Here is a 20,706-nt window from a genome sequence, read left to right as displayed (position 1 = left end):
CCGTTCGGGGTGCGAGGGAGGATCTTGTGTGCTTGTAGTCTCATCAGTCACGGCAGCACCTCCAGGGGCTGCGCCCCCGGAACCGGAGTGAAGGAGTCACGGGCATGCGGCGACCGAGCTGGGTACCGGAAGGTACGGACCTGGACAAACCGAACGCCGCACGGGTCTACGACTACTACCTCGGGGGTTCCCACAACTTCGAGGTCGACCGGGAGATGGCCCGCAGGGCGATGGCCCTGTGGCCCGAGCTGCCCCAGATCATGCGCTCCAACCGGGCCTTCCTGCGCCGCGCGGTGACCCACCTCGCCGAGCACGGTGTCACCCGCTTCCTGGACATCGGCTCCGGCATCCCCACCTTCGGCGCGGTGCACGAGATCGCCCGCGCCATCCGGCCCGGCGCCGAGGTCGTCTACGTGGACCGCGACCCGGTCGCCGTCGCCCACAGCCGCCTGCTGCTCGAGGACGACCCGCACAGCGCCGTCGTCCAGGCCGACCTGCGGGACGTCGAGGACCTGCTGGACCGCCCCGAGGTGGCCGAGCTGCTCGCCGCCGGTGAGCCGGTGGCCGTCCTGCTGGTGGCCGTCGCCCACTTCGTCGGTGACGAGGACGACCCCTGGAAGCTGATCGCCACGATCCGCGACCGGCTCCCGGCCGGCAGCGCCCTGGTCCTCTCGCACGCCTCCCTGGAAGCCCGTCCGGACCAGGCCGAGGACCACCAGGAGCTCTACCGGATGACCCCGACCCCGCTGACCATGCGCACCCACGAGCAGGTCACCGCGATGTTCGAGGGCTTCGAGCTGGTCGAGCCGGGCGTGGTCCACCTGCCGCAGTGGCGCCCCGACCAGCCGGGCACGGTCGGCGAACACCCCGAACGGATCGCCGGGGTGGCGGGCGTGGGGTTCCGCCCTTGAGCGGTCTCACCCGGCGCGCCACCGGCGGCCGTACCCGCCACGGGACGGCCGCCGGACGCCCGGCCGTGCGCACCACCGGCCGCGGCACCCTGCGCACCACCGCCTGCACCACCGCCTGCACCGCCGGCCGCACCGCCGGTCGTTTCGCCGCGCGTGCCACCGGGTCCGGCGCGCAGGGCGCAACCGGGGCGGCCGGATGAGCGGCGCGAGCCCGGCGGGCCGCGGCGCCGAGCGGTTCCACGAGGACTGGTCCCGGCTGCTCTCCGCCGACCACGGCACCGCCGTCCACCCCGGCCTGCTCGGCCGGCTGGTCGCGCGCACCGCCGCGCTGCTGCACCGCGCCCAGCAGGACGAGCCGTTCCAGCCCCGGCTGGCCGCCCAGGCCGCCGCCGAACTGGTCGACGCCCACTTCACCGACCCCGTGCTGCTCGCCCGCGCGGTCGAGCTGCTGCACTCCCAGCCGGCCCACGACGACCGCGGCCCCGCCCTCACCGGCGCCTTCGCGGCCGGCTGGGCGAACGCCCTGCGCGAGCGCACGCTGCGCGAGCAGGAGGCCATCCGCACCGCCGCCGACGCCGCCCGCAAGGAGGCCGAACGCGCGCTGCGCGCCTCCGAGGCCCGGTTCCGCGCCCTGTTCGAGAGCGCCGCGATCGGCATCGCCATCGGCGACACCGACGGCAACATCCTGGCCGTCAACAAGGCCGTGCAGGAGCTGTTCGGCGCGGGGCCGGACGACATGATCGGCCGCCGGGTCGACGACCTCGTCCACCCCGAGGACACCCCCGGCGTCTGGGAGGCGTACGAGGAGCTGATCAGCGGCAAGCGGGAGTACTTCCAGTTCGACAAGCCGTACTACCGCCAGGACGGCGAGGTGGTCTGGACCCACCTGACCGTCTCGCTGATCCGCGACGACGACGGCGTCCCGCAGTACCAGGTCGCGATGCTGGAGGACGTCACCGACCGCTACCGCCTCCAGGAGCGGCTGCGCCACCAGGCCACCCACGACCCGCTGACCGGCCTGCCCAATCGCGCCGCCTTCTTCGAACGGCTGGAGAAGCTCTTCGAGGAGCCGGCACCCGGCGACCGCTTCGGCCTCTGCTACGTCGACCTCGACGGCTTCAAGGTGGTCAACGACAGCCTCGGCCACGACATGGGCGACCAGCTGCTGTCCGCCGTCGCCGCCCGGCTGAAGGCCGCCCTCACCCCGCTCGGCCACCTGGTCGCCCGGCTCGGCGGCGACGAGTTCGTCGTGCTGCTGGAGCACTGCCGGGGCGAGCAGGAGGCGGTGGCCGCCGCCAAGACCGTGCTCAAGGCGCTGGCCGGGCCGGTGCTGATCGGCGACCACAAGCTCGCCGTCGGCGCCAGCGTCGGGGTGCTGGAGCGGCGGGTGTCCACCACCACCCCGGGCGCCGCCGTCCGGGCCGCCGACCTGACGCTGTACCGCGCCAAGGAGGCCGGCCGCGGCCGCTGGACACTGTTCGACCCCAAGGAGAACGCCCGCGCGGTCAGCCGCTACGCGGTGTCCGTCCGGATGCCGGCCGCCCTGGACCGCGGCGAGTTCTTCATCGACTACCAGCCGCTCTACCGCCTCGCCGACGGCCGGATGGCCGCCGTGGAGGCGCTGGTGCGCTGGCGCCACCCGCAGCTCGGGGTGCTCGGCCCGGACGAGTTCGTCACCACCGCCGAGGAGACCGGGCTGATCATGCCGCTCGGCCGCTGGGTGCTGGAGCAGGCCTGCGGCCAGGCCGCGGACTGGATCAAGCGGTACGGCGACGCCGCGCCGCAGCTCAACGTCAACCTGGCCGTCCGGCAGGCGCGCAGCGCCGCGCTGGTCACCGACCTCGCCCGGATCCTGGACAACACCGGCCTGGACCCGGCCCGGCTCCAGCTGGAGATCACCGAGTCGACGGTGGTCGGCCCCGAGGACGAGGCGCTGCGCACCCTCCACGGGCTGGTCGACCTCGGCGTGTCCCTCGCGGTGGACGACTTCGGCACCGGCTGGTCCAACCTCGCCTACCTGCGCGACCTGCCGGTCTCCGGGCTGAAGATCGCCGGCTCCTTCGTCGGCGACCTGCACGACCCGGCCAAGGACGGGGCCACCGGGTGGCGCATCGTCAGCGGCCTGGTGTCGATGGCGCACACGCTCGGGCTGAACGTCACCGCCGAGGGCGTGGAGACCCGCAAGGACGCCGAGCGGCTGCGCGGCATGGGCTGCGACTGGGCGCAGGGCTGGCACTTCGGCCGCCCGGTGCGGCCCGCCGAGATCGCCCGCCGGATCGTCGAGGAGCCGGAGGGGCGGCCGGTCGAGGCGGGGTGATCCCCGCTCCTCCGCCGGTGCCCGTTCCCGTGACGGAGTCGTCGTGACGGAGTCGTCCCGTCGTGGTCCCCGTGGCGCGGTCGTCATGGCCCGGCCGTCGTGGCGTGGTTGTCGTGGCGCGGTCCCGTTCCGGCAAGCGTTCCGGAACCGTTCCGGAAACCGCCCTACGGCCCTGGCCGGTATGCGGGATGATGGCGCGTCAAAATCACCACCCGGCACCGGTGCGCCCGTGGTCACGGCCTTCGCACCGGCCCGGGGGCACGGGGAGGGGAGCGCCGCCATGGGCGCAACGGAGGGCGCCGGCCCGGCCGAGGGGGACCGGTCCCAGGGGTGGTCGGGGGAGCCGCCGCGGACCAGGGTCGACTGGGGGTCGGGGGAGCGCGGCTCGCGGTTCCGGGGGTCGTGGGACCGGCGACGCGGCGCCCAGGGCGGGGGACGGGGCGGTGCCGACTCGGGCGCGGGAGCCGGTGCAGGGGCCGGTGCGGGCTACGGTTCGGAGCGGCCGTCCCGGCTCGGCGCCCGGCGGCCCGGCAGGGTGACCCCGGAGGCCGACACGCGGCGGATGCCCGGTCCGCGCCACGATCCGGAGGCCGTGACGAAGGTCCGGCCCGGCGCCCCGGGGCGGTTCGACCCGGAGGCCGTCACCGAGGTGGTGCGGCCCCGCTCCGCGGACGGCCCGTCCTGGCAGGACAACATCGGCCCGGGGCCCAGCCCGAACGGCGTGACCGGCCCGAACGGCGTTTCCGGTTCAAACGGTGTGCCCGGCCCGAACGGCGGACCGAGCCCGGACGACGGGACCGGTCCGGAGGGTGGTGGGCCCGGCCCGGCCGAGGACGGCTTCCCGGACGCCCTGCGCGGCCGCTTCACCCCGCTGGGCAAGGCGGGCGCCGGCGCCGAGGGCACCGTCTGGTACGTCCGGCGCACCGACGGCGGCGCCGACGCCGCGGTCAAGGTGGCCGTCGTCGGCCACCCGATGGACCACGACCTGCTCACCCACCTGCGCAACGACGGCTTCCGCCGGCACGTCCCGCACCTGATCGACTTCGGCCGGGTGCGCCACCACGGCGCACTGGTCGACTGGGTGGCGATGGAGTACCTGCCGGTCACCCTCTCCGCGCACGTCGCCGGGCTGCGCCGGGACGGCGCCCAGGCCGACCCGCGGACCACCGAGCAGATCGTCTACGAGCTGGTCTCGCTGCTGGAGTTCTGGCAGCGGCGGATCCAGCGCAACCCGCTGGACTTCAAGCCGGCCAACATCCTGGTCCGACCCGGCCGCGGGCCCGGGGAGTTCGTGATCGCCGACTTCGGCGGCGTCGACCGGCTCACCGACAGCCGCCGCTTCACCTCCGCGATGATGGTCACCGTCGCCTACATGGCCCCGGAGCAACTGGCCGGCAAGAACCACGAGGCCGGGCCCTGGTGGGGGCTCGGCAACGTGCTGTACGAACTGTTCGTCGGCCGCCCCCGGTTCGTCGGCGCGGATGGCGAGCGGGCCGCCGACCACGACCTGGAGCTGGAGCTGGTCATGGGTGAGGAGGTGGACCTCAGCGCCGTCTCCGACCAGCGCCAACTCCTGCTGCTCCAGGGCCTGTTCACCAAGAAGCCGGAGGACCGCTGGACCGCTCGGGAGGTCCGTAGCTGGCTGGCCGGCGGCAGCCCGCAGGTGGTCCGTCGCCGCCCGCAGGCCCGTCGGCCGATCACCTTCCTCGGTGACCCGTTCACCGACCCGGCCCGGCTGACCGAGGTGCTGCTGCGCAACTCCGGCGCGGCGGCGCGCTGGCTGGCGGCGGTGGGCGCGGAGCGGCTGCGCGACTGGCTGCGCGACGAGGTCCAGGACTCCGTGTTCGACCTGCACTACCTCACCGACGTGGTCCGCTCGCCCGGCTCCCGCCGGGAGGCCGTGGCCGCCGTGGCCGTGCTCGCCCTCGGCGCCGCCTACGCCCCGTCCGCCGTCCCGCACTACCGCGACCGGCCGGTCGACCCGGCCGGCCTCGAACGCGTCGTCACCGAGCCGGACGGCGCCGCGCTCATCGACGAACTGGTCCGCGGCGGCGCCCCCGCCGTCGCCGCGCGCTACGACTGCTTCCACCCCGAGTGCTCCGGCGAGCACTGCTCGCGGCTGCTCGCCCTCGCCGCCCTCCCGGACGTGCTGGCCGAGGTGGAGCGCACCGCCCGGACCGTCGGCGGCGGCCGGCGCGGTGACGGCGGGCTCAGCCCGGAGGAGCGCGAGGAGGCCCACCGACTGGCGGTGTGGCTGAGCATCCGCCCGGAGGAGCGCCACCGGCTGCTCGGCAGACTCTCCCCGCTGCCCGCCGCGCTGCACCGGCTGCCGTTGCCGGTACGGGTGTCGGAGCTCGCCGCGGTGGTCGCGGCCGCGGTGGTGGACGGGGCGCTGACGGCGGGTGCCGGAGCCCGTACGGCGGTGCGCTCGGCGGCTCGGCGGTCGGCGCCCGACCCGGCGGCGGCCACCCCGCGGGACGTGGTGCGCCGGCGCTGGTCGGCGCTGCGACGGCGGGCGGTGGGGGCAGAGCCGGAGCAGGTCGCGGGGCGTGCTGCGCTGGTGGCCGCGGAGGCCCTGCGGCAGCGCGGCCGGGGACGGGTGGCGCGGTCCGGGCCCGAGGCGGAGGCGGCGGTACTGCGGGAGGGCCGGGCGCGGGCCGGCCGCGTGGCCCGGCTGTGGCGCGAGCGGCACCGTCGGCCGCCGGTGGACTGGGCGGCCCGGCTGCGCCTCTGGTGGCCGTACGCCCGCACCATGCTGCCGCGCCGGGTGGCGGCGGTCGCGCTGCTGGTGGTGGGCCTGGGGCTGCTGCTGTGGACGGGGGCGGTGCTGCGCTACCCGATCGAGTCCGGGCACCAACTCGACCTCTCGCCCGACCTGTTCGGCGGGCCGCTGCGCCTCGCCGGGCAGCGGGCGGCCGAGCAGGTGGTCGGCAAACTGGGCGCGGCCTTCGTGGCGGCCGCCGTGCTCGCCTTCTTCCCGGCCCCGGTCGGGTTCGGCGCGACCCTGCTGACCGGCGCGGGCGCCCTCGCGATCGGCTACCTGCGGCTCGGACCGCCGATGACGGCCGTGGAGGCGCCGCAGGCGGTGGCCGACCGGGTGGTCATGTTCGAGGGCGGGATGGGGAGTTGGGCCGGGATCGCGGCGGTGGTGGCGCTGGTGGCGGCCGTCGTGCTGATCGAGCGGGCGGCCGACCGGCTGCTCAAGCCCGCCCAACAAGCCCGACGGCGGGTCCGGGACGGCTGGCGGGAGCTCGACCGACGGGCCGAGCGGGCGGCGCGGGTCGCGGGCGCACCGGCGCGGCCGACGCGGCCGGCGGGCGCTGCGGGCGCTGCGGGGGCTTCCGGGGTGGCGGGTGCTGCGCGGGCGTGGGGCACCGGCCGGGCGGGGACGCGTGACCGGCTGCGGTTCGCGCTCGTCGGCACCGGGGTGCTGGTCCTGCTGCTGTGGGCGGCGGTCGAGGTGCGGCTCGCGGCCACCGGGGTGCACCGGACGCCGGACTCCTGGGGGACGGGACAGACCGGTGCGGCCTACCAGGCGGGATTCGTCCTCCTGCTGGCGGCGGTGTCGCTGCTGAGCACCCTCGGGACGCTGGTCACCGCGCGGGTGCTGTTCGTCGGCTGGATCCTCGGCACCCTGTTCCTGGGGGCCTGGCCGGGAGCGTTGGGGCCGGTGGAGGCGCTGCGGATCCCGGTGTTCGAGGGGCTGTTCGGCGCGGTCGCGGACTGGTGGGGGCACGGGGCCTTCTGGGCGGCGCTGCTGGTGGCGCTGCCGCTGGCGGCGTACGGGGTGCTGCGGATGGTGCGGGGACGGACGTGAGGGAGGGCGGGGGAACGGCCGACAGATAACAGCTGACAGATTTCGAAATCTGTTATCTGTCATCTGTTATCTGTCGGCCGTTCGCTGCCCGCTGCCCGCTGCCCGCTGCCCGCTGCCCGGTGTCCGCCACCCGCAGTCGGCTGCCGGCCATCGCCGTCCGCCGGGCTCAGCCCACCAGTCGGGAGAGCTCGATCGAGTGCCCGGTCCGCTCCACCTTGGCCGTCAGGTAGCGCACATTGCTCGCCGACAGGTGGACGCCGGTCGGCACCCGCCGGTGGACGGTGATCCCGAGCCCGGCCAGTTGGGATGCCTTGTCCGGATTGTTGCTCAGCAGGTCGATGCAGTCGACGCCGAGCGCGGCGAGCATCTGGGCGGCCGCGGTGTAGTCCCGGCCGTCCTCGGGCAGGCCCAGCGCGGTGTTTGCGTCGTAGGTGTCCAGCCCGGAGTCCTGCAGGGCGTACGCGTCGAGCTTGTTGTAGAGGCCGATGCCCCGGCCTTCCTGGCGCAGGTAGAGCAGGTAGCCGCCGGCCTCGCTGATCCGCTCCACCGACTCGCGAAGCTGCGGTCCGCAGTCGCAGCGGTCCGAGCCGAAGACGTCGCCGGTCAGGCACTCGGAGTGCAGTCGCACCAGCGGGGTCCCGCCGTCCGGGACGGCGCCGAGGGCGAGCGCCAGGTGCTCGGCGCCGTCGGTGAGGCCGTGGAAGGTGGAGACCTCCGCGTCGGCGCGGTAGCCGTCGGGGAAGGTGAGCGGGATGCGCACGTGCGAGCGCACCGTGGCGGAGCCGGGTTGAGGCATGGACGGGCCTCCGTCGATCGGGGGTGGACCGGGTTGGACCGGATTGGACCGGGTCGGATCTGCGGATCCGGATGGATCCGAGGGGGATCCGATCGGTTCGGAGGTCGACCGTACCCGTTTGTTCCAATTTGAACAACTGGGTACTGCCAGTGACCGCACCGACTACGGAGGCGGACAACACCCCGCCCGCCCCGCCTGTTCCCGTCCGGCGTACCAGCATGCGGAAGGGGTGGGAGCGGGGGTGTGGACACTGCGACCTGGTCTGAGTCCTGGCTCCGGCCCGAGCCCCCCGGCCTGAGTCCCCGGCCCGAGCTTAGGTCGCGGTCCGGCCCTGGTCGCGGCGGTCACCCGGCGATCGGCACCCGACCGGCGCGGGCACCGATCGTCGGGTACGGCAGGGTGGGTCCTTCCTACGGTGGTGATCAGCAAGGAAGGACGGGGTTGGCGTGCTGGAGCACCTGAACCGGGCGATGGAGCACATCGAACGGCACTTGGACCAAGAGATCGACGTGGCCGAACTGGCGCGGATCGCGATGACGTCGGAGTACCACTTCCGACGGTTGTTCTCGATGCTCGCCGGGATGCCGCTGTCGGAGTACGTCCGGCGCCGGCGGCTGACCGTCGCCGGGGCCGAAGTGCTCGACGGCGGACGTACGTTGCTGGACATCGCGGTCAGCTACGGCTACACCTCGGGGGAGGCGTTCGCCCGGGCGTTCCGGGCGATGCACGGGGTCGGGCCCGGGGAGGCCCGGCGCGACGGTGCGACGCTCATCTCCCAGCCCCGGATGTCCTTCCGACTCATCGTGGAGGGAAGCAGCAGCATGGAGTACCGGATCACCGAGAAGCCGGATTTCCGGATCGTCGGCAGGAAGGCCCGGGTGCCCCTGATCTACCGGGGCGTCAACCCACACATCGCCGAGTTCATCAAGGGGCTCGGCGCGGAGACCGTCGAGCGGATCACGGCCCTGACCGGCAAGGACCCGCTCGGCATCGTTTCTGTGACCGACGACTTCTCGCCCAACCGGGAGGAGGGGTCCGAACTCGACTACTGGCACGCGGTGGTGGCGCGCGAGGACGCTGCCGTCCCGGAGGACCTGGACGTCCTGCACGTCCCGGCCGGGACGTGGGCGGTGTTCAGCAACAGCGGGCCGTTCCCGCAGGCGCTGCAGGAGATGTGGGGGGACACGTACAGCCAGTGGTTCCCGTCCAATCCGTACGAGACCCGGCCGGGCCCGGAGATCCTGAAGACCCGTTTCATCCCGGGGACGGGCGACGCCGACGCAGAGCTCTGGATTCCGGTGACGCGGGCTGTGCGCGGCTGACGGCCGACGACTAACAGAAGACAGAAGACAGAAGACAGAAGACAGAAGACAGAAGACAGAAGACAGGAAACAGATAACAGCTGACGGATGACAGATTTCGAAATCTGTCATCCGTCAGCTGTCGTTTGTTCGCCCACCCCCGTCCCCGCTCCCCGCCCCGACCCCCGTTCGGCCCACCAGCGCCCGCCCCCATACCGCCCTGCCCCGCATGCTGGGGCGGGGGAGCAGGGGCCGCAGGCCGCTACCCGAGGAGTGGGATCACCGATGGTCAAGGCATTCGGCTTCGTCGACTACGGCGGCCCGGAGACCCAGGAGTTCCTCGACCGCCCCGTACTCGATCCCGGCCCCGGCCAACTGGCGATCACCGTCCGGGCCGCCGGGGTGAACCCGGTGGACTGGAAGATCCGCCGGGGCTTCCTCGGCCGCGAACGTCAACTCCCCGCCGTGCTGGGCCAGGAGGCCGCCGGAGTGGTGCAGCAGGTCGGCCCCGGGGTCACCGGTTTCACCCCGGGCGACGAAGTGTTCGGCCTGGTCGCCGCCGGAGCCTTCGCCGAACAGACCTTGCTGCGCGCCGAGATGAGCGCCCTCAAGCCCGAGGCCGTCGGCTTCGACCTGGCCGCCGCGCTCTGCGTCTCGGTCGCCACCGCCGACGACGCCGTCCGCCAACTCGCCCTGGGCGCAGGCCGGACGCTGCTGATCCTCGGCATCGCGGGCGGGGTCGGCAGCGCCGCCGCCCAGATCGCCCGCAGCCAGGGCCTGGTCGTGGTCGGCACCGCGAGCGACGCCAACCGGGCGTACGTGGAATCCCTCGGTGCCACGCAGGTCCGCTACGGCGACGGCGTCGCCGCGCGGATCGCCGAGGCTGCCCCCGCCGGTGTCGACGGCATCCTGGACCTGGTCGGCGGCGACGCCCTGCGGGCCGTGGCCGACGTCCGCGCCGAGCGCACCGAGCTGGTCAGCACCGCCGATCCGGCCACCGTCGCCGAACTCGGCGGCAGCTACGTCACCCGCTCGACCACCCCCGAGACCCTCGCCGCCCTGGCCGCGCTGGTCGCCGCCGGCGACCTCGACCCGCAGGTCACCGGCCGCTACCCGCTCGCCGACGCCGCCGAGGCACTCGCCGAGGTCGAGTCCGGGCACGCCCGCGGCAAGGTGATCCTCGAAGTCTCCTGACCCAGTGCAGCGTTGCGAGACCCGACACCCGACACCCCAGGCCCGACACCCGACACCCGACACCCGACACCCCAGACCCGACACCCCAGACCCGAGAGCCGGGAGCCATGAAGCAGACCTCCGTCACCACCAACGCCCCGTGCTGGGTCGAGCTGGGCACCGACGACCCGGCCGCCGCCCGGACCTTCTACGCCGAACTGTTCGGCTGGCGCCCCGACAGCGACGTCCGCCCCGAGGACGAGGGCTACACCCAGATGTTCCTCGGCGAGGCCCCGGCCGCCGCCGTCACCCCGCGCTACGCACCGCAGCAGCCGGTGGCCTGGACGGTCGCCTTCGCGGTCGCCGACGCCGAGGCCACCGCGGCGAGGATCAAGGCGGCCGGCGGCAAGGTCCTCAAGGAGCCCACCGACGTGCGCGACCTCGGCCGCTTCTCGGTGGCCGCGGACCCGTCCGGCGCGGTCTTCATCCTCTGGCAGGCCCGTGCCTTCGAGGGCGCCGGAGTGTTCAACGAGCCCGGCTCGCTGGGCTGGGCGGAGCTGGCCACCCGGGACGCGGCCGGTGCGACGGCCTTCTACCCGGCGGTCTTCGGCTGGTCCGTCGCGCGGTCCGAGTTCTACACCCAGTGGGGCCTGGACGGTGAGGACTTCGGTGGCATGGTGGTGATGGACGACGGCTTCCCGCCGCAGGTGGCGCCGCACTGGCTGCCGTACTTCTCGGTGGCCGACGTCGACGGCACGGTCGACCGCGCGGTCGCGATGGGTGCGGAGGTGCTGATGCCCGCCTTCTCCATGCCGGTCCGGCGGATCGCCGTGCTGCGGGACGCTCAGGGCGCGCCGTTCGGCATCTACCGCGACGGCGCCGAGGGCTGAGCGTTCGACCCCTCCGACCGCGTGACCGCAGTCCCGGCGGTCCACCGCCGGGGGCCGCGGGTGCGCCAGGCCGTGACCGCCGCGCCCGCCGTGACCAGCAGCGCGCCCAGCGGTACCACGTCGTCGATCCGGTCGTACCAGGTCAGCGTCCCGGGTGCAGTGAGCGGCAGCCGTACGGTCAGCGCGCCGGTGCCGTCGGTGCCGAGCCGGGCCAGCTCCCGGCCCTGGGCGTCGAAGGCGGCGGAGACTCCGGTCAGCGAGGCCTGGACGGCGGGGCGCCCGGTCTCGGCGGCCCGGATCGCGGCCAGCGAGACGTGCTGCTCGGGCGCCCAGGTGTGCTGGAAGGTCGAGGTCGAGGACTGGTAGACCAGCACCCGGGCGCCGTCCCGGGCCGCGGTGCGCGCCATGTCGGGGAAGGCCGATTCGAAGCAGATCAGCGCACCGACCGGCAGCGGCCGGCCCGAGCGGTCGGTGGCGGGCAGCACGTGGAAGGCGGTGCCGGGGGCCCGGTTCTCGCCCGCGGCCCGGCTGACCCCGGCGATCCAGCCGAACAGCGGCCGCAGCGGGATGTACTCGCCGAAGGGCACCAGGCGGATCTTGCGGTAGCGGTCCACCACCCCGTCGGGGGAGACCAGCACCGCGTCCTTGGAGATCCGCCCGTCCGCCTTGCGGGCGTCCTCCCCGGCGAGCAGTTCGGCGCCGGTGGTGCCCGCGAGCCGACGCAGCGCGTCCAGGGCGGCCGGGTCGCGGTCCAGGTCGGCGGTGGTGCTGCTCTCGCCCCAGACCACCAGGTCCACCGGCTGTCCGACCAGGTCGGCGGTGGCCCGCGCGCTGGCGTCGAACCGGGCCTGGGGGTCCTCGACGATGCCCGGCTGGACCAGCGCCACCGTCACCGCACCGGCCCCCGTCGGCGCGGGGCGCAGCGCGAACAGCAGCGGACCGGCGGCCAGCACCAGGACGGTCACCAGCGCGGCGAGCGCCCGGGGCCGCCGGTGCACCGCCGTCAGGACGATCAGCACCCCGGTGTTCACCGCCGCCACCGCCGCGCTGACCAGCCAGATCCCGCCCGCCGAGGCGAGTCCGAGGATCGCCGGGTGCTGCCACTGGGTGGCGCCGAGCAGGGCCCACGGCCCGCCGAGCGCGTGCCAGGAGCGCGCGTACTCGGCGCTCACCCACACCGCGGGGACGACCAGCAGCGCGAGCAGCGCCCGGCGGCCGGTCAGCGGCGGGCGCAGCAGCCGGTGCACCGCGTACCCGACCGGGGCCTGGAGCGCCCCGAACAGCACCGCGAGGACGGGCAGCGCCGGTCCGACGGACGGCACCAGCCAGTACATCGCGGTCAGGATGAATCCCGCGCCGAACCACCAGCCGCGTACCGCCGCCTCCCGCCCCGACGGCGCCCGCTGTGCCAGCAGCAGCCCCGGCACGAGCGCGACCCAGGCGAGCCACGCCTGCCCCGGCGCGGGGAACGCCACCACGGGCACGGCCCCGGCGGCCAGCGCCCCGGCCCGTGCCCGGTACCGGTGGGGTGTGCGCGGCTCACGTTCCTCGGTGCGGGCCGTGCTCAGGGCTGGGCTGGCGGTAACGCTGCGGCGCGACATGCCCCGTATTGTCCGCTCGGGCGACGCCCGGTGCCAGATGGCGGTACACGCGGTTGACGCCGGTCCCTGGAACGGTGCCGGTCATGGGCACCACCAGACCGATCCCGAACCGTCTCCGGCGGGCGCCTCGTGACAACAGCGGCTGCCACCCGCCGAAACCGCGGCGGCCACGCACCGAAACCGCGGCTGCCACCCGCCGAAACAGCGGCTGCCACCCGCCGGAATGGCGGGTGGCAGCCGCTGTACGGGTGCTGCGGGCCTCAGCCCTCGTCGCCCTCCAGGTCGCCCTCGGTCTCCAGGAACGCGGCCTGCAGCTGCTCGATCAGCTGCGGGTCCGGCTGCTCCCAGAGCCCGCGGCTGGCCGCCTCCAGCAGGCGCTCGCTGATCCCGTGCAGCGCCCAGGGGTTGGCGCCGGCCAGGAACTCGCGGTTGACCGGGTCGAGGACGTACTCCTGGGTGAGCTTCTCGTACATCCAGTCCGCGACCACGCCGGTGGTGGCGTCGTAGCCGAACAGGTAGTCGACCGTCGCGGCCATCTCGAAGGCGCCCTTGTAGCCGTGGCGGCGCATCGCCTCGATCCAGCGCGGGTTGACCACCCGGGCGCGGAATACGCGGGCGGCCTCCTCGGTGAGGGTGCGGGTGCGGACCGTCTCCGGTCGGGTCGAGTCGCCGATGTAGGCGGTCGGGGCCTTGCCGGTGAGGGCGCGCACGGTGGCCACCATGCCGCCGTGGTACTGGAAGTAGTCGTCCGAGTCGGCGATGTCGTGCTCGCGGGTGTCGGTGTTCTTCGCGGCGACGGTGATCCGCTTGTACGCGGTCTCCATCTCCTCCCGGGCCGGCCGCCCGTCCAGTCCGCGACCGTACGCGTAGCCGCCCCAGACGGTGTAGACCTCGGCGAGGTCGGCGTCGGTGCGCCAGTCCCGGCTGTCGATCAGCTGGAGCAGGCCCGCCCCGTAGGTGCCCGGGCGGGAGCCGAAGACCCGGACGGTGGCCTTGCGCTCGTCGCCGTGCACCGCGAGGTCGGCCTGGACATGGGCGCGCACGAAGTTGTCCTCGTCGGCCTCCTCCTGGGCGGCGGCCAGGCGCACCGCGTCGTCCAGCAGGGCGACCACGTGCGGGAAGGCGTCCCGGAAGAAGCCGGAGATGCGCAGCGTGACGTCGATCCGCGGGCGGCCGAGCTCGGCCGACGGGATCGGCTCCAAGCCGGTGACCCGGCGCGAGGCGTCGTCCCAGACCGGGCGGACGCCGAGCAGGGCGAAGGCCTCGGCGATGTCGTCGCCGGCGGTGCGCATCGCGCTGGTGCCCCAGAGCGAGAGCCCCACCGAGGGCGGGTAGGCGCCGTCGTTGTCGGTCCGGTAGCGGTCGATCAGCGAACTCGCGAGGGCCTGGCCGGTCTCCCAGGCGAGCTTGCTGGGGACGGCCTTCGGGTCGACGGAGTAGAAGTTGCGGCCGGTCGGCAGCACGTTGACCAGACCGCGCAGCGGCGAGCCGGAGGGCCCGGCCGGGACGAAGCCGCCCTGGAGCGCGTGCAGCACGGCGTCCAGCTCGTCGGTGGTGGCGGCCAGCCGCGGCACCACCTGGGTGGCGGCGAACGCGAGCACCTCGTGGACGGCCTCCGGAAGCCCGGCGGCGACCTTCTCCACCGCCTCGGGCGCCCAGTCCTCCGCCTCCATCGCCTCGACCAGGGCGCGGGCCTGCGCCTCGGCCGCGTCGGTGGCGCCGAGGGTGCGGGCCGCCTCGTCCAGGCCGAGCGCCTCGCGCAGGCCGGGCAGCGCGCTGACGCCGCCCCAGATCTGCCGGGCGCGCAGGACGGCCAGCACGATGTTGACCCGGTCGGTGCCGGCCGGGGCCTGGCCGAGGACGTGCAGGCCGTCGCGGATCTGGGCGTCCTTGACCTCGCACAGCCAGCCGTCGACGTGCAGCAGGAAGTCGTCGAAGCCGTCGTCCTCGGGGCGCTCGTCCAGGCCGAGGTCGTGGTCCAGCTTGGCGGCCTGGATCAGCGTCCAGATCTGGGCGCGGATCGCGGGCAGCTTGGCCGGGTCCATCGCGGCGATGTTGGAGTGCTCGTCGAGCAGCTGCTCCAGGCGCGCGATGTCGCCGTAGGAGTCGGCGCGGGCCATCGGTGGGACGAGGTGGTCGACCAGGGTGGCGTGGGCGCGGCGCTTGGCCTGGGTGCCCTCGCCCGGGTCGTTGACCAGGAAGGGGTAGATCAGCGGGAGGTCGCCGAGGACGGCGTCCGGGCCGCACTCGGCGGACAGTGCGGCGGTCTTGCCGGGCAGCCACTCCAGGTTGCCGTGCTTGCCGAGGTGGATGACGGCGTGGGCGCCGAAGCCGCCGTCCTCCTGGGCGGCCTGGATCCAGCGGTAGGCGGCCAGGTAGTGGTGGCTCGGCGGGAGGTCGGGGTCGTGGTAGATGGCGACCGGGTTCTCGCCGAAGCCGCGCGGCGGCTGGATGAGCACCAGCAGGTTCCCGGAGCGGATCGCGGCGAGCACGATGTCGCCGTCCGGGTTCTGCGAACGGTCGACGTACAGCTCGCCGGGGGCCGGGCCCCAGTGCTCCTCGACCTGCTCGCGCAGGCCCTGGGGGAGGGTGGCGTACCAGCGGCGGTAGTCGGCGGCCGGGATGCGGACCGGGTTGCGGGCCAACTGGTCCTCGGTGAGCCAGTCCTGGTCGTAGCCGCCGGCCGCGATCAGGGCGTGGATCAGGGCGTCGCCCTCGTGGCTGTCGTCGTGGGCCGTGACTAGCCCGGGCGCCTCCCCGCCCTCCTGGTCGGCTCGGGGCGCGGCGTTGAAGCCGGGCAGCGCCGAGCCGAGGTCCATGCCCTCCGCGCGCAGCCGCTCCAGCAGGCGCATCGCGCTGGCCGGGGTGTCCAGGCCGACGGCGTTGCCGACCCGGGAGTGCTTGGTCGGGTAGGCGGACAGCACCAGGGCGAGGCGGCGCTCGGCGGCCGGGACGTGCCGCAGCCGGGCGTGCCGGACGGCGGTGCCGGCCACCCGGGCGGCGCGCTCCGGGTCGGCGGCGTAGACGGTCAGGCCGTCCTCGTCCAGCTCCTTGAAGGAGAACGGGACGCTGATCAGGCGGCCGTCGAACTCCGGCACCGCGATCTGGGTGGCGGTGTCCAGCGGGGACAGCCCGTCGTCGCTGGCCTCCCACTGGGCGCGGGACCAGGTGAGGCAGAGAGCCTGCAGGATCGGGCGGTCCAGCGCGGCCAGCGCGCCGGCGTCCCAGGCCTCCTCGTCGCCGCCGGCCTGGGCGTCGGCCGGGCGGGTGCCGCCGGCGGCGAGCACGGTGGTGACGATCGCGTCGGCCGCGCCGAGTTCGGCCAGCAGCTCGGGCTCGGCGCCGCGCAGCGAGGCGCAGTAGTAGGCCTTCGCCCGGGCGCCCTGGTCCTCGATGGCCCGGCAGAGGGTCTCCACGAAGGCGGTGTTGCCGCTCATGTGGTGGGCCCGGTAGTAGAGCACCGCGACGGTCGGCCCGTCGGCGGTCGGCCCGTCTGCGGTCGTACGGGCTTCGCGCTCCAGCGGCCCCCAGGCGGGCGCGGAGGCGGGCGGGGCGAAGCCGTGGCCGGTCAGCAGCACGGTGTCGGAGAGGAAGGCACCCAGCTCGGCCAGGTTGGCCGCGCCGCCGTGGGCGAGGTAGGCGTGCGCCTCGGCGGCGATGCCGGCCGGGACGGTGGACAGCTCCATCAGCTGGGCGTCCGGGGCCTGTTCACCGGTCAGCACGACCACCGGGCGGGGGCCGGCCAGCAGCGCGTCCAGGCCCTCCTGCCAGGCGCGGCGCCCGCCGAGCAGGCGGACCACCACCAGTTCGGTGCCCTCCAGCAGTCCGGGCAGGTCCTCGGGGGTCAGTCGGGCCGGGTTGCCGAGCCGGTACGGGACCGGGCCCGTCGAGGCTCGGGCGCTCAGCAGGTCGGTGTCGGACGTCGACAGCAGCAGGATCATGCGAAGGCCCTCCCGGCCTCGTGGGTGGCCGGGACGGCCGCAGTGGTGGCCGGGGCGGCCGTGGTGGTGGCCGGGGAAACGGGCGCGGGCATGCGACAGCGGTGGTGCATTTCTGCCTTCCTCGGGGTCCGCGCCCCGGGCCGGTGGAGGACGGCGGGAGTTCCTGGCTCCCGCGGCCGACCGGCTTCCCGGTGAGCCGCGGTCACAGTGGCGGGACCGCACCGGGTTCGCACCGGTTTCCTCCCCTGCGCCGTCGCTGGCGTCGGACGGCCCGCTGGGACCGTCCGCCTGCATCGTACGGGTTGCGGCTGACCTGGGGGAGAGTCGGCTTCGCTTCGCCCGGCGCACGGCGCCCACCGGCGCCGGGTGGCGGGTCCGGTGTGCTGGGGGCCTGCCGCCGGCGTGCTGCCGGACGCCACCCGGTGTGCTGGGTCGGTGTGCCGCCTGGGGTGCTGCGGGTGTGCTGCCGGTGTGATGCAGCGGACGGGGGCAAGCGATCGGATCATCTGTATGCTCGCCGCCATGCCACCGACTCCCGACGCGACCGCGCCGGGCGCCGCCGTGCCCGACCGGGGGCGCGCCGACGCCTGCCCCGGAGCGCTGCGCCTGCACGCCGCCGACGACGGCGGCCTCGCCCGGGTCCGGCTGCCCGGCGGACTGCTGACGTCCCGTCAGGCGTTGGGCCTGGCCGAGGCGGCGGAGGCCCTGGGCGACGGGGAGTTGGAGACCACATCGCGCGGCAACGTCCAACTCCGCGGCCTGGCCGCGGACTGCGGCGCCGAACTCGCCGACCGGCTGCGCGCCGTCGGACTGCTGCCCTCGGACACCCACGAGCGGGTGCGCAACATCGTCGCCTCACCGCTGGCCGGGCTGGACACCGCCGGTAACGCCGATGTCCAGGCCTGGGTACGGGAACTGGACGCCCGGCTGTGCGCGAGCGACTGGGCGGCCGGGCTCTCCGGCAAGTTCCTGTTCGCGCTGGACGACGGGCGGGGCGACGTCGCAGCGCTCGACGCCGATGTGACATTGATCGCAGCTTCGGGCGGGCCCGCCGTCCTGCGCCTGGGGCGCGCCGTGAACGGGCATCCGGTCGAGCCGGGGCAGGAGGTGACGGCCGTGCTGGACGCGGCCCGCGCCTTCCTGGACGCGCTGCGCGGCGGCGACCGACGGGCCTGGCACGTGCGCGAGGTGCCCGACCTGCTGCCGGCCGGCCCGGTGCCGCTGCCCGCCGCCGCCGGTGCGCCGCCCGCCGTCGGCGCGCTGCCCGGCGGGCTCTCGGTGGGCGTGCGGTTCGGGCGGGCGAGCGCCGCGCAGTGGCGGGCGCTGGTCGCCGCCTCGGCCGGCGAACTGCGGTTGACCCCTTGGCGCGGCGCGGTGCTGCCCGGTGCCCCGGCCGACAGGCTGCCCGCGCTGGCGGCGGCCGGGTTCCGTACCGAGTCCGGTTCGCCCTGGGAGCGGGCCACGGCCTGCACCGGACTGCCGGGCTGCGCCAAGTCGCTGGCTGACGTACGGGCCGACGCGGCCCGGGCGTTGGAGGCAGCGGCTTCGGCTGTGCCTTCGGCTTCGGCGGCGGTGGGACGGGGAGCCCGGGCCGGGACCGGCGCACTGCCCGTCCACTGGTCGGGCTGTGAACGGCGCTGCGGCCACCCGGCCGGGCGGTGGGTGGATGTGCTCGCCACCGGGCACGGCTACCGGGTGACGGTGAACGGGCCGGCCACGACCGCGGGCGCCCCCGTGGACGTGAGGAACGAGGAGATGGCCGAGGCGGTCGCCGAGGCCAGGAGGACCACGAAGTGATCGAGTACGAGAAGGACGGCGCGTCCATCTACCGTCAGTCCTTTGCCACCATCCGTGCGGAGGCCGACCTGGCCGCCCTTCCGGCGGACGTCTCCCAGGTCGCGGTGCGGATGATCCACGCCTGCGGGATGACCGACCTGGTCGAGGACCTGGTGTACTCGCCCGGCGTGGTCGCCTCGGCCCGCGCGGCGCTGCACGCCGGTGCGCCGATCCTCTGCGACGTCAACATGGTCGCGAGCGGTGTCACCCGCAAGCGGCTGCCCGCCGACAACGAGGTGATCTGCACCCTCACCGACCCGTCGGTGCCCGAACTCGCCCGCGCGATGGGCAACACCCGCAGCGCGGCGGCCATGGAGCTGTGGCTGCCCCGGCTGGAGGGCGCGGTGGTGGCCGTCGGCAACGCGCCGACCTCGCTGTTCCGGCTGCTGGAGATGATCGAGGCGGGCGCACCGCGGCCGGCCGCGGTGATCGGCGTCCCGGTCGGCTTCATCGGCGCCGCCGAGTCCAAGCAGGCGCTGGCCGAACACCCGTCCGGCCTGGAGCACTTGGTGGTGCGCGGTCGGCGCGGCGGCAGCGCGATCGCCGCCGCCGCCATCAACGCGATTGCGAGCGAAGAAGAGTGACGGAGCATCAGGAGTCCCGAGTCGCGACCGGACGGCTGTACGGTGTCGGACTGGGCCCGGGCGACCCCTCGCTGGTGACCGTCCGCGCGGCCGAACTCATCGGCAAGGCGGACGTGGTGGCGTACCACAGCGCCCGGCACGGCCGGTCCATCGCGCGCTCGATCGCCGAACGATACCTGACGGGTGGTCAGATCGAGGAGAAGCTGGTCTACCCGCTCACCGTCGAGGCCACCGACCACCCCGGCGGCTACCGGGGCGCGCTGGACGAGTTCTACCAGGAGGCCGCCGCCCGGCTGGCCGCCCACCTGGACGCCGGTCGCGACGTCGTCGTCCTCGCCGAGGGCGACCCGCTCTTCTACGGCTCCTACCAGCACATGCACAAGCGGCTCGCGGACCGTTACCCGACCGAGGTGGTGCCCGGCGTGACCTCGGTCAGCGCGGCGGCGGCCCGGCTCGGCCGGCCGCTGACCGAGGCCGAGGAGACCCTCACCGTCATCCCCGGCACCCTGCCCGAGGAGGAGCTGACGGCGCGGATCGCCTCGGCGGACTCCGCGGTGATCATGAAGCTCGGGCGCACCTTCCCGGCCGTCCGGCGGGCGCTGGAGCGGGCCGGCCGGCTGGAGGACGCCCAGTACGTCGAACGGGCCTTCATGGACGGCGAGCGGATCGCGCCGCTCGCCGAGGTCGAGGGGGAGACCGTCCCCTACTTCTCGGTGGCCGTGCTGCCCAGCAAGGTCGCGCCGCTGGAGCCGGAGGTGCGGCTCGCGGACGGCGTCGGCAGCGTGACCGTGGTCGGCACCGGCCCGGCCGGACCGCTCTGGCTCACCCCCGAGGCGCGCGGCGCCCTGGCCGAGGCCACCGACCTGGTCGGCTACACCACCTACTTGGACCGGGTGCCGGAGCGGCCGGGGCAGCAGCGGCACGGCTCGGACAACAAGGTGGAGTCGGAGCGCGCCGAGTTCGCCCTGGACCTCGCCCGGCGGGGCCACCGGGTCTGCGTGGTCTCCTCGGGCGACCCGGGCGTCTTCGCGATGGCCACCGCCGTGCTGGAGGTCGCCTGCGAGGCGGACTACCGGGACGTGCCGGTGCGGATCGTTCCCGGGATGACCGCCGCCCACGCGGCCGCCTCCCGGGCCGGTGCCCCGCTCGGGCACGACTACGCGGTGGTGTCGCTGTCGGACCGGCTCAAGCCCTGGGACGTGGTGGCCAAGCGGCTGCGCGCCGCCGCCGAGGCGGATCTCGTGCTGGCTCTCTACAACCCGGGTTCCAAGTCCCGCACCACCCAGGTCGGCCTGACCAGGGACCTGCTGCTGGAGTACCGCGCGCCGGAGACCCCGGTGGTGATGGCCCGCGACGTCGGCGGGCCGACCGAGCGGATCCGGATCGTCCGGCTGGGCGAGCTGGACCCGGCGCTGGTCGACATGCGGACCATCCTGCTGATCGGCTCCTCGCAGACCCAGGCGGTCGAGCGGGGCGGCGGCGTGGAGGTCGTCTGGACGCCCCGGCGCTACCCGGAGGCGTGACGGGCGGCGAGCGCGG

Annotated in this window: 13 protein-coding genes and 1 riboswitch; of the genes, 10 read left to right on the top strand and 3 right to left on the bottom strand. The window is 74.8% G+C overall.

Annotated features, from left to right (window positions below):
- The first annotated feature begins 104 nt into the window (after positions 1–104).
- The 4 genes from ACFWIS_RS04430 to ACFWIS_RS04415 all read left to right on the top strand — a co-directional run bounded on the left by ACFWIS_RS04430 (position 105) and on the right by ACFWIS_RS04415 (position 7,045).
- Positions 105–911 (top strand): SAM-dependent methyltransferase, encoded by an 807-nt coding sequence (locus tag ACFWIS_RS04430; RefSeq protein WP_380456472.1) that lies wholly within the window; start codon positions 105–107, stop codon positions 909–911.
- Positions 908–1,111, top strand: coding sequence for a hypothetical protein (locus ACFWIS_RS04425; RefSeq protein WP_380456474.1), 204 nt, complete (start codon positions 908–910; stop codon positions 1,109–1,111). Before ACFWIS_RS04430 ends, ACFWIS_RS04425 begins: the two co-directional genes overlap by 4 nt.
- Positions 1,108–3,228 carry a putative bifunctional diguanylate cyclase/phosphodiesterase gene (locus tag ACFWIS_RS04420; protein ID WP_380456476.1) on the top strand — a complete coding sequence of 707 codons (2,121 nt, stop codon included), beginning with the start codon at positions 1,108–1,110 and terminating at the stop codon, positions 3,226–3,228. Before ACFWIS_RS04425 ends, ACFWIS_RS04420 begins: the two co-directional genes overlap by 4 nt.
- Positions 3,229–3,820: 592 nt before the next feature.
- The gene (locus ACFWIS_RS04415) at positions 3,821–7,045 is read left to right on the top strand and encodes a hypothetical protein (protein ID WP_380456478.1); all 3,225 of its coding nucleotides are present in this window, start codon (positions 3,821–3,823) and stop codon (positions 7,043–7,045) included.
- Between the two features lie 166 nt (positions 7,046–7,211).
- Here the strand turns inward: ACFWIS_RS04415 and ribA are convergent, their stop codons facing one another.
- Positions 7,212–7,841: a GTP cyclohydrolase II gene (gene ribA, locus ACFWIS_RS04410; RefSeq protein WP_380456480.1), complete on the bottom strand. Its 630-nt coding sequence runs from the start codon at positions 7,839–7,841 to the stop codon at positions 7,212–7,214.
- Between the two features lie 446 nt (positions 7,842–8,287).
- Between ribA and ACFWIS_RS04405 the strand changes: the two genes are divergently transcribed.
- The 3 genes from ACFWIS_RS04405 to ACFWIS_RS04395 all read left to right on the top strand — a co-directional run bounded on the left by ACFWIS_RS04405 (position 8,288) and on the right by ACFWIS_RS04395 (position 11,205).
- Positions 8,288–9,163, top strand: coding sequence for a GyrI-like domain-containing protein (locus ACFWIS_RS04405; protein WP_380456482.1), 876 nt, complete (start codon positions 8,288–8,290; stop codon positions 9,161–9,163).
- A gap of 264 nt (positions 9,164–9,427) precedes the next feature.
- Positions 9,428–10,336, top strand: coding sequence for an NADP-dependent oxidoreductase (locus ACFWIS_RS04400; protein WP_380456484.1), 909 nt, complete (start codon positions 9,428–9,430; stop codon positions 10,334–10,336).
- Between the two features lie 107 nt (positions 10,337–10,443).
- Complete coding sequence (locus ACFWIS_RS04395) at positions 10,444–11,205, top strand: VOC family protein (protein WP_380456485.1); 762 nt, start codon at positions 10,444–10,446, stop codon at positions 11,203–11,205.
- Here ACFWIS_RS04395 and lnt read toward each other — a convergent pair.
- Positions 11,181–12,806 carry an apolipoprotein N-acyltransferase gene (lnt, locus tag ACFWIS_RS04390; RefSeq protein ID WP_380456486.1) on the bottom strand — a complete coding sequence of 542 codons (1,626 nt, stop codon included), beginning with the start codon at positions 12,804–12,806 and terminating at the stop codon, positions 11,181–11,183. The genes ACFWIS_RS04395 and lnt overlap by 25 nt on opposite strands.
- Before the next feature lie 260 nt (positions 12,807–13,066).
- Complete coding sequence (gene cobN, locus ACFWIS_RS04385) at positions 13,067–16,747, bottom strand: cobaltochelatase subunit CobN (RefSeq protein WP_380453296.1); 3,681 nt, start codon at positions 16,745–16,747, stop codon at positions 13,067–13,069.
- A gap of 157 nt (positions 16,748–16,904) precedes the next feature.
- Positions 16,905–16,990, bottom strand: a riboswitch (cobalamin riboswitch).
- A 267-nt stretch (positions 16,991–17,257) separates the two neighbouring features.
- On the opposite strand from cobN, the gene ACFWIS_RS04380 reads away from it, so the two are divergent.
- The 3 genes from ACFWIS_RS04380 to ACFWIS_RS04370 are packed head-to-tail and all read left to right on the top strand — an operon-like array spanning position 17,258 to position 20,690.
- Positions 17,258–18,544: a hypothetical protein gene (locus ACFWIS_RS04380; protein ID WP_380453294.1), complete on the top strand. Its 1,287-nt coding sequence runs from the start codon at positions 17,258–17,260 to the stop codon at positions 18,542–18,544.
- Positions 18,541–19,167 (top strand): precorrin-8X methylmutase, encoded by a 627-nt coding sequence (locus tag ACFWIS_RS04375; protein WP_030281194.1) that lies wholly within the window; start codon positions 18,541–18,543, stop codon positions 19,165–19,167. The genes ACFWIS_RS04380 and ACFWIS_RS04375 overlap by 4 nt, the downstream gene beginning before the upstream one ends.
- Entirely contained in the window at positions 19,164–20,690 is a 1,527-nt protein-coding gene (locus tag ACFWIS_RS04370; RefSeq protein ID WP_380453292.1) for a precorrin-2 C(20)-methyltransferase, read from the top strand. Before ACFWIS_RS04375 ends, ACFWIS_RS04370 begins: the two co-directional genes overlap by 4 nt.
- Positions 20,691–20,706 lie beyond the last annotated feature (16 nt).

Origin of the sequence: Kitasatospora sp. NPDC127060, from assembly GCF_042724935.1 — a bacterium.
Taxonomy (GTDB): Bacteria; Actinomycetota; Actinomycetes; order Streptomycetales; family Streptomycetaceae; genus Kitasatospora.
Note: the sequence above shows the minus strand (reverse complement) of the source record. Positions and strands in the feature narration are given on the sequence as shown.

Bases quoted from the DNA above. Each gene is read 5' to 3' on its own strand.
- lnt (WP_380456486.1), bottom strand. From the start codon at position 12,806: ATGTCGCGCCGCAGCGTTACCGCCAGCCCAGCCCTGAGCACGGCCCGC.
- ACFWIS_RS04420 (WP_380456476.1), top strand. From the start codon at position 1,108: ATGAGCGGCGCGAGCCCGGCGGGCCGCGGCGCCGAGCGGTTCCACGAG.
- ACFWIS_RS04395 (WP_380456485.1), top strand. From the start codon at position 10,444: ATGAAGCAGACCTCCGTCACCACCAACGCCCCGTGCTGGGTCGAGCTG.
- cobN (WP_380453296.1), bottom strand. From the start codon at position 16,747: ATGATCCTGCTGCTGTCGACGTCCGACACCGACCTGCTGAGCGCCCGA.
- ACFWIS_RS04380 (WP_380453294.1), top strand. From the start codon at position 17,258: ATGCTCGCCGCCATGCCACCGACTCCCGACGCGACCGCGCCGGGCGCC.
- ACFWIS_RS04430 (WP_380456472.1), top strand. From the start codon at position 105: ATGCGGCGACCGAGCTGGGTACCGGAAGGTACGGACCTGGACAAACCG.
- ribA (WP_380456480.1), bottom strand. From the start codon at position 7,841: ATGCCTCAACCCGGCTCCGCCACGGTGCGCTCGCACGTGCGCATCCCG.
- ACFWIS_RS04400 (WP_380456484.1), top strand. From the start codon at position 9,428: ATGGTCAAGGCATTCGGCTTCGTCGACTACGGCGGCCCGGAGACCCAG.